This window comes from Massilia pseudoviolaceinigra, assembly GCF_030846505.1.
GTDB lineage: Bacteria > Pseudomonadota > Gammaproteobacteria > Burkholderiales > Burkholderiaceae_D > Telluria_A > Telluria_A violaceinigra.
This window is the reverse complement of the sequence record NZ_JAVCWL010000044.1, coordinates 26,581-43,372: the sequence shown is the minus strand read 5'-3', so window position 1 is coordinate 43,372 and position 16,792 is coordinate 26,581. Positions and strand designations below refer to the sequence as shown.

The 16,792-nt window shown below is 63.0% G+C and carries 5 protein-coding genes; all 5 read left to right on the top strand.

Features of this window, described 5'->3' with window-relative positions; translation table 11 throughout:
* Window positions 1-25: 25 nt before the first annotated feature.
* A complete protein-coding gene (locus tag RBA40_RS30120; RefSeq protein ID WP_374710565.1) occupies window positions 26-2,059 on the top strand; it encodes a peptidase domain-containing ABC transporter in 2,034 nt (677 codons plus the stop codon).
* Between the two features lie 7 nt (window positions 2,060-2,066).
* Window positions 2,067-3,488, top strand: a complete 1,422-nt coding sequence (locus RBA40_RS30115) for an HlyD family type I secretion periplasmic adaptor subunit (protein ID WP_306652300.1) — start codon at window positions 2,067-2,069, stop codon at window positions 3,486-3,488.
* The gene (locus RBA40_RS30110) at window positions 3,485-4,774 is read left to right on the top strand and encodes a glycosyltransferase family 4 protein (RefSeq protein ID WP_306652299.1); all 1,290 of its coding nucleotides are present in this window, start codon (window positions 3,485-3,487) and stop codon (window positions 4,772-4,774) included. Before RBA40_RS30115 ends, RBA40_RS30110 begins: the two co-directional genes overlap by 4 nt.
* 885 nt (window positions 4,775-5,659) lie before the next feature.
* A complete protein-coding gene (locus tag RBA40_RS30105; protein WP_306652298.1) occupies window positions 5,660-15,343 on the top strand; it encodes a putative Ig domain-containing protein in 9,684 nt (3,227 codons plus the stop codon).
* 166 nt (window positions 15,344-15,509) lie between these two features.
* Complete coding sequence (locus tag RBA40_RS30100; RefSeq protein WP_306652296.1) at window positions 15,510-16,769, top strand: glycosyltransferase family 4 protein; 1,260 nt, start codon at window positions 15,510-15,512, stop codon at window positions 16,767-16,769.
* Window positions 16,770-16,792 lie beyond the last annotated feature (23 nt).

Sequence of the window (16,792 nt, the reverse complement as noted above, 5' to 3'; positions counted from 1 at the left end):
GGCCGCCCCGCATACGGTCGCGTCATTGACGCAGGCCGCGGGCGTGTATGGCTTCGATGCGACGCTGCGCAAAGTAAAGACGGGCAAGCTGCAGCACGAAGCGTTTCCGCTTGTGGCATGGCTGCAAGCGCCGCCCGGCGGCGACAGTGGCGCCAGCGCCATGCCGGCACTGATCCTGCAGGCCGACGGCGCCAGCGTGCTGATCGTGGAAGCAGGCGATCCCGCTCCCAAGCAAATGACCCTGGCCGATCTGGCCGTGCGCTACCTGGGCCAGGTGACCCGCATCGCTCCGCGCGACGAGGGCGGCGCCGATCCGGACAGCGAAGCGGACACCCTGAAGTCGCGCCGGTTCGGCTTTCGCTGGTTCATCCCGGAACTGATGAAGCACAAGCAGCTGTGGCGCGAAGTGCTGCTGGCCTCGCTGGTGATCCAGCTGATCGCCCTCGCCACGCCGCTGTTTACCCAGGCGATCATCGACAAGGTGGTGGTGCACCACACCCAGAGCACCCTGATCGTCATTGCCATCGGCATGGCGGTGTTCGTGCTGTTTTCGGCGGCCCTGTCGTGGGTCAGGCAATACCTGGTGCTGCACACCGGCAACCGGGTCGACGCCGTGCTGGGAGCGACCGTCTTCGAGCGCCTGTTCAAGCTGCCGCCGATGTATTTCCAGCACCGCCCGACCGGCGTGATCGCCGCGCGCATGCAGGGTGTCGAAACGATCCGCGAATTTATCGCCGGCGCCGCCGTGACCCTGGTACTGGACCTGCCGTTCTTGCTCATCTTCGTGGCGATCATGTTCTATTACAGCGTCACGCTGACCTTGCTCGTGCTGGCCATTCTCAGCGTGATCGTGGCGCTCAGCGCCATCGTCGCGCCCCTGTTCCAGACCCGCCTGCAAGAGCAATTCCAGCTCGGCGCGCGCAACCAGGCGTTTCTGACGGAATATATCGCCGGCATGGAGACGGTGAAATCGCTCCAGCTCGAGCCGCAACTGAACAGTAAGTACAGCGGCTACCTGGCCAGTTACCTGGCGGCGGGCTTTTCCACGAAACAGCTGGCCAATACCTATAACTCGAGCGCCAACCTGCTCGAGCAACTGATGAGTTTGCTGATCCTTGCGATCGGTGCCTACACCGTCATGCACGACACCCACTTCACGATCGGCATGCTGGTGGCGTTCCAGATGTTTTCGGGCCGCCTGTCGCAGCCGATGATGCGCCTGGTGGGCTTGTGGCAGCAATTCCAGCAGGCCAGCCTGTCGGTCGCGCGCCTGGGCGACCTGATGAACGCACCCACCGAGCCGTATTCCCTGGTTCCTTCGCGCGACGGCAGCCGCAAGGGCCAGGTACAGATCGACGGGCTGGCGTTCAAGTACGCCGAGCACCTGCCGCTGGTCTACGAAAATCTGTCCCTGTCGATCCAGCCCGGCCAGACCATCGGCATCATGGGGCCGTCGGGTTGCGGCAAGAGCACCCTGGCCAAGCTGCTGCAGGGGTTTTACCAGCCGAGCGCGGGGCGCATCGTCATCGACGGGGTCGATATCCGCTATCTGTCGGCCAACGAGCTGCGCAGCCACTTCGGGGTCGTGCCGCAGGAAACCGTGCTGTTTTCCGGCACCATCTACGACAACCTGCACATGGCCAGCCCCGACGCCAGCTTCGAGCAGATCGTCGCCGCCTGCAAGATGGCCGAAATTCATGGCGCGATCGAAGCGCTGCCGCAAGGCTACCAGACCCAGATCGGCGAGCGCGGATCGGGCTTGTCGGGCGGGCAGCGGCAGCGTATCGCCATTGCGCGCGCGCTGCTCAAGCGCCCGACCATCCTGGTGTTCGACGAGGCCACCAGTTCCCTCGACGGCCCTACCGCCGAGCAATTCGCACACACCATCAACGCGCTGCGCGGCAAGATCACGATGCTGTTCATTACCCACGGCTTGCCGAAGGGCTTGCAGGTCGACGCCATCTACCGCCTCGGCGCCCAGGGCGCCCAGCGGGTGGCGCTTGCGAGCGCACTGAACAACACTAGCGCTGCCGCCGATGCGCGTCATCCCGCAGCCTGAGGATCCCATGACTGACACAACTTCCCCGATGGGCCCGTCGCTGGCCCAGCCTGACGGCGCGCGCCCGAGCGCCCAGGTCATCGCGCTGCGCGTGCCGAGCCGCTGGCACGATCCGCTCGGCCTGATCCAGGTCAACGCGCCGGACCGGAGCCGCCGCATCGTTTTATGGATCGTCTCGGTGCTGGTGCTGGTGCTGATTGTCTGGGCCGCCTTCGGCAAGCTCGACATCATCGCCAGCGCCGACGGCAAGCTGGTGCCGCAAACGCTGGTCAAGATCGTGCAGCCGGCCGAGGCCGGCGTTGTCAAGCAATTGCTGGTGCGCGAAGGCGACAAGGTCAAGGCCGGACAGGTGCTCGCACGCCTCGACACCACCCTGGCCAGCGCCGACAAGAGCGGCATTGCCAACGACCTGGCGGCGCAGCAGATGCAGACGCGCCGCATCGAGGCCGAGTTGAGCGGCAAGGCCATGCTGCCCAAGGCCGGCGACGATATGCGCCTGTATGCGCAGGTGCACGCCGAATACGCCGCGCGCCGCAAGGCCTTCGCCGACAGCCTGGAACACGAGAAAGCGCTGCTGGTGAAAGCGGCGCACGAAATGCGCAGCGCCCGCGAAACCCTGGCCAAGCTGGAGCAGACCCTGCCGTCGTACCAGGCCGCGGCGAAAAGCTTTTCCGATTTGTCGGCGGACGGCTACGTGCCGGCGCTGCGCAGCGCCGACAAGCAACGCGAAGCGACCGAAAAGGCCAAGGACCTGGACGCGCAAATGTCCACCGTGGCCGCGCTCGGCGCCACCATCTCCGCCCAGGAGCAAAAGGTCAGCCAGCTGCGCAGCAGCTACACGAGCGAGCTGGAAAAGGAACTGGCGGCGATCCGGGCCCGCATCGGCCAGTTGCAGCCGAACCTGGACAAGACCAGCTACCGCGAAGGCCAGATGGAATTGCGCGCGCCGCAGGACGGAGTGATCAAGGACCTGGCCACGACCACGGTCGGCGCCGTGGTGCAGCCGGGCTCGGTGGTGCTGACCCTGGTGCCGGAGGGTGAACAGCTGTTCGCCGACATCAACATCAAGAATGAAGACGTGGGTTTCGTGCGGGTCGGCCAGCGCGCGCAGATCAAGCTGTCGGCTTATCCCTTCCAGCGCTTCGGCATGCTCAAGGGCGAAGTGGTGCACGTGAGCGCCGACGCCAGCGAGCCGGCGCGGCAGGGCGGCGCCGAGGCGCAGGAAGGCGCTCCGGTGCCGGCCATGGCCAGCTACAAGGCGCGCATCCGGCTCGACCAGCAAAGCTTGAAGGACCCGCAGGGCAGCGTGCTGCGGATTACCCCGGGCATGCAAGTCATGGCCGAGATTAACCAGGGCCAGCGCACGGTGCTGGAATACCTGCTTTCTCCTGTAAAAAAGGCGGTCTCCGAAGCGGCGCGCGAACGATGAGCGCCGATACGATTACCCTCACCGCGCTGCCGCCGCGGCGCGCGCAGCGCATCCTGTTCATTCACCAGAATTTTCCGGGCCAGTTCGGGCGCATCGCAGCCAGCCTGGCGCGCGATCCGCGTTACGACGTGCTGGCGGTGGGCAAGGATGGCTGTCCCGGACTGCCCGGCGTGCGCACCGTGGCTTACCAGCTGCACCGCGAGCCGGCGCCTGCGACCCACCACTACGCCAAGCCGTTCGAGGCGGGCATCCTGTATGGCCAGGCATGCCTGCGCCTGCTGATCACGGTCAAGGAAAAAGGCTTCGTGCCGGATGTGATCATTGCCCATCCCGGCTGGGGCGAAACCATGTTCGTCAAGGAAGTCTTTCCGGACGCGCGGCTGATTCATTTTTCCGAGTTTTACTATCACCCGGACGACGCCGACGTCGGCTTCGACCCGGAGTTTCCGAGCACGATCGATGACCGGGCGCGGGTGCGCGCGAAAAACGCATTGCAGTTGCTGAACCTCGAAGCGTGCGACCTGGCCGTCGCGCCGACGCAATGGCAGAAAAGTCTGCATCCCAGGGCCTACCACGACAAGATTCATTTGATTCACGAAGGCATCGATACCGACTTCATGCGGCCTAATGCCGATGCCGTGTTCACGCTGCCCAACGGCAAAGTGCTGCGCCCGGGCGACCCGGTGCTGACGTATGTGTCGCGCAATCTGGAGCCGTATCGCGGCTTTCACGTCTTCATGCGGGCGCTGCCGCAAATCCTTGCCGACAATCCCGGCTGCGACGTCGTGCTGGCGGGCGGGGCCGATGTCAGCTACGGGGCGCACGCCGCCGACGGGCGCAGCTGGCGCGAGACCATGCTGGCCGAGGTGAAGGTCGATCCGGAGCGCGTGCATTTCCTCGACTGCATCAGCTATGCGCGCTACCGCGACCTGCTGCAAGTGTCCGCCGCGCACGTGTACCTGACCTACCCGTTCGTGCTGTCATGGTCGATGCTCGAAGCGATGGCATGCGGCTGCCTGGTGATCGGCTCGGACACGGCGCCGGTGACCGAGCTTATCCGCGATGGCGAGAACGGCTTGCTGGTCGATTTCTTCGATACCGCTGCGATTGCGGCAACGGTGGGCCGGGCGCTGCAAAACCCGGCGCCGCTGCGTCCGCTGCGCGAGCGCGCCGTGCAGTCGATCAGGGAAGGTTACGGCGTCGACAAAGGGATCGCCGGATACCGCGCCCTGATCCGGACGGCGCTGGCCCAGGCCGACACCGGCGAGGCGCCGCTGCAAGCATGATCGATATCCGACCGGTCACGCTCATGAACAGGAAAAATGAAATAGCTGATACCTCGGTTCGGGCGCCTTTTTTATGGAGCGCGCCAGCCGCGGGATCGTAGTAACCGTCAATCTTTAATGTAAATCAGGCGATGCCGGAACATTTTCATTGCCGCTGTCCCCTTACTGGAAAATACAATGTCAACCAAGACTGATGCAGCACAGGTGCCATTTTCACGTGGCCAAATCGAGGTAATTATCAAGAAGCTCACGAGCATGAATTTGTGGGATTCAAAAAACAAAAGCATCATCGATGTCACCAAAATGGCTGCCCAGCCAGTAGGACTGTTTGTTCCGGTGTATGCGCTGGTGGTTCAGTTCATTCGCGAGAATGCTATTAGAGGAGGGAAAAAACTCGACAACGACACCGCATATTGGTTTTCGATGGCGCCGGATATTCATCGCGATAACCGAACAGTTGACGGCGTCAATTACATACGCGGCGTCAGCCAATATGGACTTGAATTAAACGGCAAGTTCGCCAACATGACGCAAGTCCAGAAAGATGCCGCGCTTCAGGGGACTTCGAATGCCATTGCTGCCAAGGTCATTAACGACGTGATCGCTAGCAGTGGCATTCCGCAATTCGCGACAATGCTGAACAATGACATCAAAGGTGCGATTGAAGGAAAATATCCGCAAACCATTGGCGGGTGGGGTGGCGTTTTTTATTACTGGAATGCCCCGTTTAATGCCCCTGATGGGGGGCCGTCAACCGTCGGCAGCGAAGTCAACCGGACATCAAGGCAAGAATTTTTCTGGGATAACGGAAATGCGATTGCGGATATCGGCATATCACTGCTGAAGGCGCTTAACGAGGCAGACTCGTTTATCGGAATGACTCTCATGAATCGTACGATAGCGCGCGGCTGGCCGGAGCTGATGTCCCGGGTGATCGACGCCATCGGCACGGCAAGCCACGCTTCCGCTCCGCCTGACGTCCAGAAATCGATGACGAATGCGGGGCTGTTGATCATGCTTGGACGCGTGATGGCCTTTAAATTCGCACCCGGTCCGCATACCGATAATCCGACTGCTACCAGCTGGACAGTTGTGTCGACAACAAGAACGTCTGACGGCGCCGTGGTGACCTACAGCGACGGCACCGTTATCAGACAAAATCTGAATGATTTGGAATGGTCAAAAAGCGGTACGCGCGGGTGGGTACGGCATTTGCCGGACGGGCGGCTGTTGTTTTCCTCGCATAACGCGGACGGCACGACCGATACGGCGCAAATCGCCGTCGATGGTTCCATCCAGATTGTGGCCGGCGTCGGCGCTCACCTGGGCGATGAGGTGCTCGCGGGCGGAAAAGGGATGGATACGTTTACGTTCCTGCCTTCCGACGGCGGCGCTGCGATGGCGCCGTCGACGCAATCGATTGGCGACGCCGACGGCCTCGGTTCCATCCACATCGGCGACGCCATCATTACCGGCAACGGCGCCAAGCTGGTCGGCAACGGCCGCACCTGGGTCGACAGCTCCGGCGTTCGCTACCAGTTCGATCCCGTCGGCGCGGGCGGCCAGGTCGGGAAAATGCTGCTCTCCGGCGGCGTGCTGGGCGAGGGAAAAATCGCGATCGATGAATTCGATCTCGGCAAGGCAATGAGCGAGAAGGACGGTTACCTCGGCATCAAGCTGGGTGAACGCATCAGCATCGCCGCCAACACCGGCGCCAGCTTGTTCGATTCGGCCGACGCGCCGGCCAATACCTCCCTCAGCCCGACCGGCAACATCCAGGCATTCCGCATTGCGGTCGCCGGCATCAGCGATGAAGACCGGATCGTCCGCGTGAGCGGCACCGGCGGCAGCTTTTCCAATGTCTACCTCAACATTGGCGACGGCATGCTGGACATGAGCGGCGGCCCGGTCAACGTGGTCATTCCCGCAGGGCGCGACAGCGTGGAAGTCGGCTTGGTGAATGGCGGGCCGCCCGGCGTGGGGCGCACCGTGAGCCTGGTCACGAGCCTGGTCCAGCCGAACCGGCCGGACGACGTTCCTGTCAGTAACGCACTCACGGTGTCTTTCACTGACAGTATTGTGAAGGCCGCAGACAACTTCGATGTCTGGGCTAACGAACAAGTCGCCGGCGGAGGTAGGTTCGGGGCGCCGGGCACGCCTGCATATACGGGTTACCAGGGCAATTATAATTCTCCGAATCCCCGCAACTTTCGTATCAATGCCACGGCGCCCCACGTCGTCGTGACTGGACACGACGGTGATAACTTTGTCACAACCAATGGTGCGCAAGGCATCCTGATGGTCGGCACGGGAAAAAACCGTGTGTATGTCAACGGGGAAGTCAGTATCAAGCAAGCCATCAGCGATGCCAATACCGGTGTGGCCACGGGACAAAAAGGCATGTTGGTCAGTACCGGAAACGGTAACAATACCGTGGTCGGCGGCAACGGCAACGACCTGATCACCGTCGGTGGCGGCAACAATGTTGTTGTGCTCGGTCCTGGTAACAACCTGTTTGTCGGGGGTATGGAGCTGGACAATGAATTTGCGCTGCCCGATCTGAACTGGAATCCTAACCTGACTGCCGCCGGCCATTTCATGATTACTGGCGCCTATCTTAACCAAGCAAGATTTCCGGCGGGGAAAGATATCGATCTGGCCACGTACGATGGCAACTTGTTTGGTTATACAGGCCCGATAACCGGGGGCCACGATCACCAGCTGCCGCTCGGTTTTGGCGACACCACCATTTTTGGCGGAAAGGGCAATTCGCTATTCTATCTGGGGAACGGGACCAACTACGTCGATGCGGGCAGCGGCAATAGCACGGTCAAGGGGGGCATGAGCAACGACACGATTTTCGGCGGCACCGGTAACGTTGTGCTGATGGGCGCGGGCGGTGACGACTACATTACGCTCGAATCGGGCAACAACTGGGTAAGCGGAGGCTCGGGCAACAATACCATCATCGGTGGCGATGGCGATAGCGTGATTTGCGCCGGTGGTAGCGATAACTGGGCCACCAAGGAAAAGGGCCACAACCTGGTGTACGCTGGCGATGGCGCGACCGTTGTTCGAGGCTCTGGCGGCAAGGATACCCTGATCGGCGGCGCCGGCAAGACTACCCTCTTCGGCGGCGCCGGCGAGGAATACATCGTTGCCGGAACGGGCAACACGTCCATCGTGGGCGGCGCCGGGCGCAATACCCTGGTAGGCGGAAGTGGCAACGACACGATTTTTGCCGGTACCGGCGAGACTACCATCCGTGGCGGCGGCGGCCAGGATTTCCTGAGCGGTGGCGATGGCACCACCTTGATTTATGTCGGTGATGGCGGCACGCCGGCGGCGAAAACCGCGGCGCGCGCCGGCAAAGGCGCAACCACCATCCATGGCGGGGCGGGCAACGCCCTGATCTTCGGAGGCGAGGGTGCCAACGTGCTGCACGCCGGCTCCGGCGGCGGCGGCACCAGTACCGACGACTTTACCCAGGTCATGGCAGGCAGCGGCAACACCACCATCCACGGCGGCGCGGGCGTGAACCATCTGATCGGGGGCGACGGTAACGACATGATTTATGGCGGCGGGGGTGGCACCAGCGCTATGCCGACCACGTTGTCTGGCGGTGGCGGCAACGATACCCTGGTCGCCGGCAGCGGCTTTAACCGCCTGTTCGGCGGCAGCGGCCCAACCACGTTCGTGGCCGGCAAGGATGCCGGCTCGTTCACGATCTACAGCACCGACGGCGCCGATATCCTGCGCTTCGACGACTCGTTCAAGCCGGAAGAGGTGAGTGTTGTCGCCGTGCCGGGCGGGGTCGAGATATCAACCGCGAATGGCTCGATCAAAGTCGACGGCGGCCTGCAGCGCGTCATCTTCCCGGGCGGCGAAACGTCGCTCTACGCCATGCGTAACCAAGGTTTCTCGCTCGGTGGCGCAACCTATTCCGCGCTTGATGTGACGTTGCCGACGCTGCCAGTGATTGCGGGTGCTCCGCTGCAGACTGTGACATTGATGGGCGGTGCCGACCTGACGGCCAGGGGCAACAATATCTCGAGCGTCATCCGGGCCAACAGCGGCAACGATACCCTGGTCGGCGGCAGCGCCAACGATACCCTGATCGGCGGCAGTGGCAAGAATGAATTCGTCGCCGGCACCGGCAACAGCACGATGGTGGCCGGCAGCGGCGCCTCGCGCTTCGTCGTCAATTTCGGCAGCGGCAATGTCACCATCCAGCAGAGCCAGCGCGGCGACACCTTGCAGTTCGGCCCAGGCATCCGGGCGGCCGACGTCAAGGTGAGCAGCAGCGCCGGTGCGGGCGGTATCTCGATCGTGACGTTCCAGATGGCCGGCGGCGCAACGGTGGTCGTCGAAGGGCATGCCGTCACTGGCATACTGGGCAACATCGCCTTCGTCGACGACGCAGCCAGCACCGTCAGCGGCGCGCTGTTGCAGGCCGATCCTGGCGCGGTCACGGTGACGTCGGCGGCCGGCATGGCGCTGCCTGCGGGCGCGGTGGCGCTGACCCTGACCGGCAACGCATCGGTGCTTGCCAGCGGTAATGAGTTCGACAATATCCTGCGCGCCAATACCGGCCGCGATACCCTGGTCGCAGGCGCCGGCAGCGATACGCTCGTCGGCGCGGGCGCCGGTTCGGGTGGCGTGGCGACCTACGTGCCGAGCGCGGACGGGATCACCACGATCGCCGCCAGCGTGGCGGGCGAAGCCATCGCCTTCGGTGCCGGCGTGCGCGTCGGCCAGTTGTCGGCCGGGCTGGAACTGGCCGCGGACGGCAGCAAGACCGTCAACATCTTTTCCGATAGCGGGGCGGTGGTGGTGGTGCAAGGCGACAAGGCCGGCAATATGCTCGACACGCTCAGCTTCGCCGACGGCAGCAGCATCGGCCTCGACGCGCTGGTACTGCAGTCGAGCGCGCGCGGTCACATGATGTATTCGGCGGTCAGTCTCGCGCTGCCGGCGGGAATGGCGCAACTGCAGCTGACCGGCAGCGCCAACCTGAGCGCGACCGGCAGCGCCGCCAACGAGTTCATTCTGGCGAGTGACGGTAACGATACCCTCAGCGGCGGTGGCGGCAACGATACCCTGGTCGCGGGCATGGGCAACAGCGTGCTCAACGCCGGTAGCGGCACCAATACGCTTGTTGCCGGGATCGGGCAGACGACCATGAACGGCAATGGCAAGACCGCCGGGGCCGGCATCACCACCTACGAATACGATGCCGGTGACGGCCTCACCACCATTGTCGATGGCGGCGCGGGCGATATCCTGGCCCTCGGTGGCGGCATTGCCGCCAGCGTGGTCAAGGTGATGCGGACGGGCAATGATTTGCAGCTCATGATTGAGGGTAACAAGGCGGTGATCGTCAGGGATTACTTTCTGACGGCGGTCCCCACCTTGGGCAAGATCGTGTTCGCCGATGGCACGTTCCTGGATCAGCCCGCGATTGTCGTGCAGGTGGAGATAGCGGATGGCACCGTGGGCAGGGATGTTCTATATGGTACGGTCGGCGCCGATGTCATCCACGGCTTCGACGGCAACGACTGGATCAGGGGGAATGAAGGAGACGATCGTCTGTACGGCGGTAACGGCAGTGACTTTCTGATCGGCGACTTAGGCGACGACACGCTCGACGGTGGTGCTGGGGTGGACTCGCTTTCCGGCGGAGGGCACAACGATGTTTACCTGTTCGGCAAGGGCGATGGACAGGATCACGTGTACGGGAACCCAATTTCTTATGGTGAGCCCAATGCCGCAGACGCCGGCTCGTCTGAGCGTCTCAATACGATCCAGTTTAAGCCCGGCATCCTGCCATCGGATGTGACATTCCGGCGCGCTCCCAACAGGGTCGGGAGTGACACTGACTTGCATGATCCGTTTCATGCGCTCGAGCTGTCGATTCGCGGCACCGACGATAAAATCACTGTCGAAAATCTATTCTTCGGTGACTCGTATGGCTCCGCCCACTATCTGACGCAAGTGCGTTTTGACGACGGTACCGTCTGGAGTCCTGCCTTTTTGCAGGCCTCGGTGCTGCTTCCGAGCGATGGCGACGACCACATTACCGGCACCCGGAATGGCGACCACCTGACCGGCGGCAAGGGAAACGACACCCTGCGTGGCGTTGGCGGCAGCGATACCATGGACGGCGGCAGTGGCAACGATTGGCTCGACGGCGGTTGGTTCGACGACGGCGGCAAAGATGTCTTCTTATATGGGATCGGTGACGGACAAGATACGCTGGAGGCAGGTTACCACCGTCGGTATGGGAATAATGTTCTACGCTTCAAACCTGGTATTGTCGCTGCAAATGTCATCATCCAGCGCAATCCTACTGATCTCGTGATCTCGTTCGCGGACAATACCGATTCCGTGACAATCACGGATGTTTTCTCGGATTCGCATGACTATGAGTCGGCGTTGAAGCAGATTCAGTTTGCCGACGGCACCATCTGGGACGCCGGAACGATCCGGTCGTTCCTGATGACCGCCACGAGCGGCGACGACCGGATCGGCGGCTATAGTACGGACGACCTGATCGATGGTGGCATGGGCAATGATATTCTCCACGGGGGCGGGGGCAACGATACCTTGCGCGGTGGAGCCGGCAATGACACCTTGTACGGCGGAGGGGGCGCCAACGTGCTTGACGGCGGTGCAGGCGATGACCGGTTTGAAACCCACCATTCCAGTAATGACATCTATCTTTTCGGGCGTGGTTCTGCGCACGATACCATTGATCTGACGTCGTTGGACATGTACCATTCGGGCCTCGTTCGCCTGGGCAGTGATATTGCCGTGGGCGATGTCGCTTTCGTTCGTGTGGGCAATGACCTGATTATCACGCTTCCGGGCACCGATGATTCCTTGATGATTGAAAAGTTCTCCACGCACAAATTATCGCTGCAATTTGCCGATGGAACCATTTTCAGCGGCTCCGATCTCTTCCTGAAAGCCGAAGTGCGCACCAATACCGCGCCGCAAATCAACGGCTCGTTCGGGTGGTTGCAGGCCAGCGCCGGGAGTCTGTTCAGCTATACCATTCCGGATGGCTTGTACACCGATGTCGACAGCTGGCAACGGCTGACCTACAGCGCGAAGATGCAGGATGGCTCGCCCCTGCCGGCCTGGTTGAGCTTCAATCCGGCCGAGCGCACCTTCTCCGGAACGCCGGATGCGGACGCCGTGGGCCAACTCAGTTTCGTCGTGTATGCCAGTGATGGCACTGCCGCCACCGGCAGATTCGTGACGATGCACATCGGGCCGCCCGTCCCCAACGAGGGGCCGACCCTGTCGAGCGAGCTGGGCGACCAGATCGCCCAGGCGGGCGTGGCATTCAGCTATATCGTGGAGGCCGACGCCTTTGCCGACCCCGACAGCGGCAACAAGCTGACCTTCAGCGCCACCCTGCAAGACGGCAGCGCATTGCCGGCGTGGCTGCATTTCGACGCGGCCACGCGCACGTTCAGCGGCATGCCCGCCGACCTGGCCACGTTCTCCGTGACGGTCACCGCGACCGATGCCGGCGGCCTGAGCGCGAGCGATGTGTTCGACCTCGCCGTGCAACCGCAGGCGTTCGACCTGAAGGGTACCGCTGGGCAGGATGTGCTGACCGGGGCCGCCGGCAACGACAAGCTGCACGGCCTGGCCGGCAACGACACCTTGAACGGCGCCGAGGGCGACGACCTGCTCGACGGTGGCGAGGGCGTCGACCGCATGGAAGGCGGCGCCGGCGACGACCGCTACATTGTCGATGCCGCGGGCGACCAGGCCATCGAAGGTGCAATACCGGACTACGACACGGTCGAGGCGAGCGTAAGCTACACGCTGGGCGCCAACCTGGAGGTGCTTGTGCTGACCGGCAGCGCCAATATCGATGGAACCGGCAACGACTCGTACAACGATCTGAGAGGTAATGACGGCAACAACCGTCTCGATGGCGGCGCCGGCGGCGACGGCATGGAGGGCCGTGACGGTGACGATACCTATATGGTCGATTCGGCGGACGACCGGGTGACCGAATACGAAGACTACGGCGTGGACACGATCATTCGTTCGGCCAACGTCAACAGCGTGTTGCCTTACCACGTCGAAAACCTGGTCCTGGCCGGGACCGCGATCAGCGGTCGCGGTAACGACGTCAACAACGTCATTACCGGCAACGCCAGCGCCAACAGATTGTATGGAATGGGCGGCAACGATACCCTCAGCGGCAAGGGCGGCAACGATACGCTCGATGGGGGCATTGGCAACGACACCTATCTGTTCGCCCGCGGCGATGGCCAGGACAGCATTGACGCCCTGGACGCACTGGGTGCCAGCGACGGCGTGCTGTTCGGCGCCGGCATTGCCGATACCGATGTCATCGCGATGAGGTCGGCCAACAACCTGGTCCTCAAGATCAGGGGAAGCACCGACCAGATCGGCGTTACCGACTACTTTGCGGCCGATGTGGTATCGAACGGCCAGCCGTCCGACAAGAAAATCGAATCGGTCAAGTTCGCCAACGGCGTGGTGTGGAATCAAGCCACGATCCAGGCGAACGTCGATGCCTACGCCAGCAACCGTGCGCCTGTGCTGGGCACGGCCTTGCCGGCACTGCAGGCCAAGGTCGGCAGCATGTTCACGTATGCGGTCCCGGCCAACACCATGACCGACCCGGATGCCGGCGACAGCGTCACCTACAGCGTCAAGATGGCCAACGGCGCGGCACTGCCGGCGTGGCTGGGCTTCGATGCGCTCTCGCGCACGCTGTCCGGCACGCCCGCCAGCGCAGATATCGGCACCGGCACGCTGCAGTTCGTGCTGTCGGGCGCCGACCGTTATGGCGTCACCGCCAGTCACACCGTGACGATGAAGATCACCCTGCCGAACCGCACACCGGTGCTGGCGGCGGCGCTGCCCGACAAGACCGCGGCGCAAGGCGCGGCCTTCAGCTACGCGGTGCCGGCGGGCGCCTTCACCGATCCGGATGCGGGCGACACGCTGAGCTACACGGCGACCCTTGCCGATGGCACGGTTCTGCCGACGTGGCTGTCGTTCAACGCGGCCACCCGCACCTTCAGCGGCATCCCGATCGCCAGCGCAACGCTCAGCATCAAGCTGAACGCGAAGGATGCCGCCGGCCTGAGTGCGTCGGATGTGTTCGATCTGACGGTCAGCCTGCAGAACCTGGTGGTCAACGGCTCGGCCAACGCCGACACGCTCGGCGGCAGCGACGGCAACGATACGCTCAACGGCCTGGCCGGCAACGATACCCTCAACGGTGGTGGCGGCAACGACACGCTCGACGGTGGCGTCGGCGTGGACCGCTTGGCTGGCGGCGCGGGCAACGACGTTTTCGTGGTCGATGGCACGACCGATGTCGTGCTTGAAAACGCCAGCGAAGGCAGCGACCTGGTGAGAGCCTCGGCCACCTACACCCTGAGCGCCAACGTGGAAAACCTGACCTTGCTGTCGACCGCGCTGATCGACGGTAGCGGCAACGCGGGTGACAATGTGTTGACGGGCAACGCCGCCGTGAACACCTTGTACGGCCTTGGCGGCAACGACACGCTCGACGGCGCGGCCGGCGCCGACAAGCTGTTCGGCGGCGCGGGCAACGATGTCTACATCGTCGACAATGCCGGCGATGTGGTGACGGAAAACGCCGGCGAGGGCATGGACCTGGTGCAGTCGTCGCTCGCCTACACGCTGCCGGTCAACGTCGAAGCCGTGCGCCTGACGGCGCTCAGTAACGTCAACGCGACCGGCAATGCGGTCGACAACCTGATCATCGGCAATGCCGGCATCAATGTGCTGAACGGCCTTGGCGGCAACGATGTGGTGCAGGGCGGGGATGGCGTCGATACCCTGACCGATACGGCAGGCAACAACCTGCTCGATGGCGGTAACGGGGCCGACATCCTGACCGGCGGTATCGGCAAGGAATTGCTGATTGGCGGTGCCGGCAACGACACCATCACCAGCAGTACCGGCGCCGATGTGATCGCCTTCAACCGCGGGGATGGACAGGATATCGTCAATGCCAGCACCGGCAAGGACAATACGCTGTCGCTTGGGAAAGGCATCCTGTACGCCGATCTGCTGTTCAAGAAATCGGCCAACGACCTGATCCTCGTGACGGGGGCCAGCGAGCAAATCAATCTGAAGGATTGGTACCTCGGCACGACCAACCGCAGCGTGGCCAACCTGCAGATGGTGATCGAGGGTACGAGCGATTACAACGCGGCTTCCACCAACAAGTTGAATAACAAGAAAATTGAGCAATTCAACTTCGATGGTCTGGCAACCGCGTTTGACCAGGCACGCACCGCCAATCCGGCATTGACGAGCTGGGCATTGTCTTCATCGCTGCTCAATTTTTACCTGAGCGGCAGCGATACGGCGGCCATCGGCGGCGACCTGGCGTATCAGTATGCGAAAAACGGCACGCTGTCGAACGTCTCGCTGACGCCTGCGGCGGCCATCCTGGCCAACGCATCGTTCGGCACGGCGGCGCAAACCCTGCAAGCCGGAACGGCGCTGCAGGATCTGTCGCCGCGCCTGATGTAAAAGCGTATTGCCCGTCCGGTCTTTCTCTGCCTGCCTGCATGGTGGGGGAAGCCGGGCGGGTGTCGGCGCTGTTTTGCACTTGCATGAGTATTGGCGAGTTTTCGGACCGGTCCCGGCTGGTAAGATGCTCGATCTCCATCACGCAGGCGAGCGCACCACCCGACCTATGACACCCACACCAGTCCAGCCTTTACAATCCGGCGCGCCGCGCGCGCGCCGCATTCTGTTCATTCATCAAAACTTTCCCGGCCAGTTCAAGCGCATCGCGTCGCACCTGGCGCACGATCCGGCGTACGACGTGCTGGCGATCGGCAAGGATGGCTGCCCCGGCTTGCCGGACGTGCGCACGCTGACCTACAAGCTGCACCGCGGCGCGGCCAAGGAAACCCACCACTACGCCCGGCCCTTCGAGGCCGGCATCCTGCATGGACAGGCTTGCCTGCGCGTCTTGCTGGCGATGAAAGAGAAGGGCTTCGTGCCGGATGTGATCATCGCCCATCCGGGCTGGGGCGACACCATGTTTGTGCGCGAAGCGTTTCCGGATGCGCGGCTGGTGCATTTTTCCGAGTTCTACTATCACACGGACAATGCCGATGTCGGCTTCGATCCGGAGTTTCCCAGCACAATCGACGACCGCGCGCGGGTGCGCGCGAAGAACGCGCTGCAATTGCTCAACCTGGAAGCGTGCGACATTGCCGTGGCACCTACCCAATGGCAGAAAAGCCTGCACCCCAAGCCCTACCACGACAAGATCGCGCTGATTCACGAAGGGATCGACACGGCCTACCTGCGCCCGAATCCCGATGCCTCGTTCACGCTGCCGAACGGCAAAGTGCTGCGTCCGGGCGACCCGGTGGTGACGTATGTGTCGCGCAATCTCGAACCGTACCGCGGCTTTCACACTTTCATGCGCGCGCTGCCGAAGATACTGGCGGATAACCCGGACTGCGACATCGTGCTCGCCGGCGGCGCCGACGTCAGCTACGGTTCGCGTCCGGCCGACGGCCAGACCTGGCGCGCCAAGATGCTGGCCGAGGTCGCCATCGATCCGGATCGCGTGCATTTCGTCGACCGCATTGCCTATGCGCGCTACCGCGACCTGCTGCAGGTCTCGGCCGCGCATGTGTACCTGACGTATCCGTTTGTGCTGTCGTGGTCGATGCTCGAAGCGATGGCTTGCGGCTGCCTGGTGATCGGTTCGGACACCACGCCGGTGACGGAAATCATCCGCGACGGCGAGAATGGCTTGCTGGTCGATTTTTTCGATACGGACGCGATTGCCGGCGCTGTCAGCCGGGCCTTGCGCGCGCCCGCGCAGTTCGCGCCGCTGCGCGCGCGGGCGGTGGATTCGATCAAGGCGGGGTATGCGGTCGAGGAAGGCATCGCCGGCTACCGGCGCCTGATCGACGCGGCGCCGGCGGCGTAACGACCGCCGGCAAGAACCGGGCG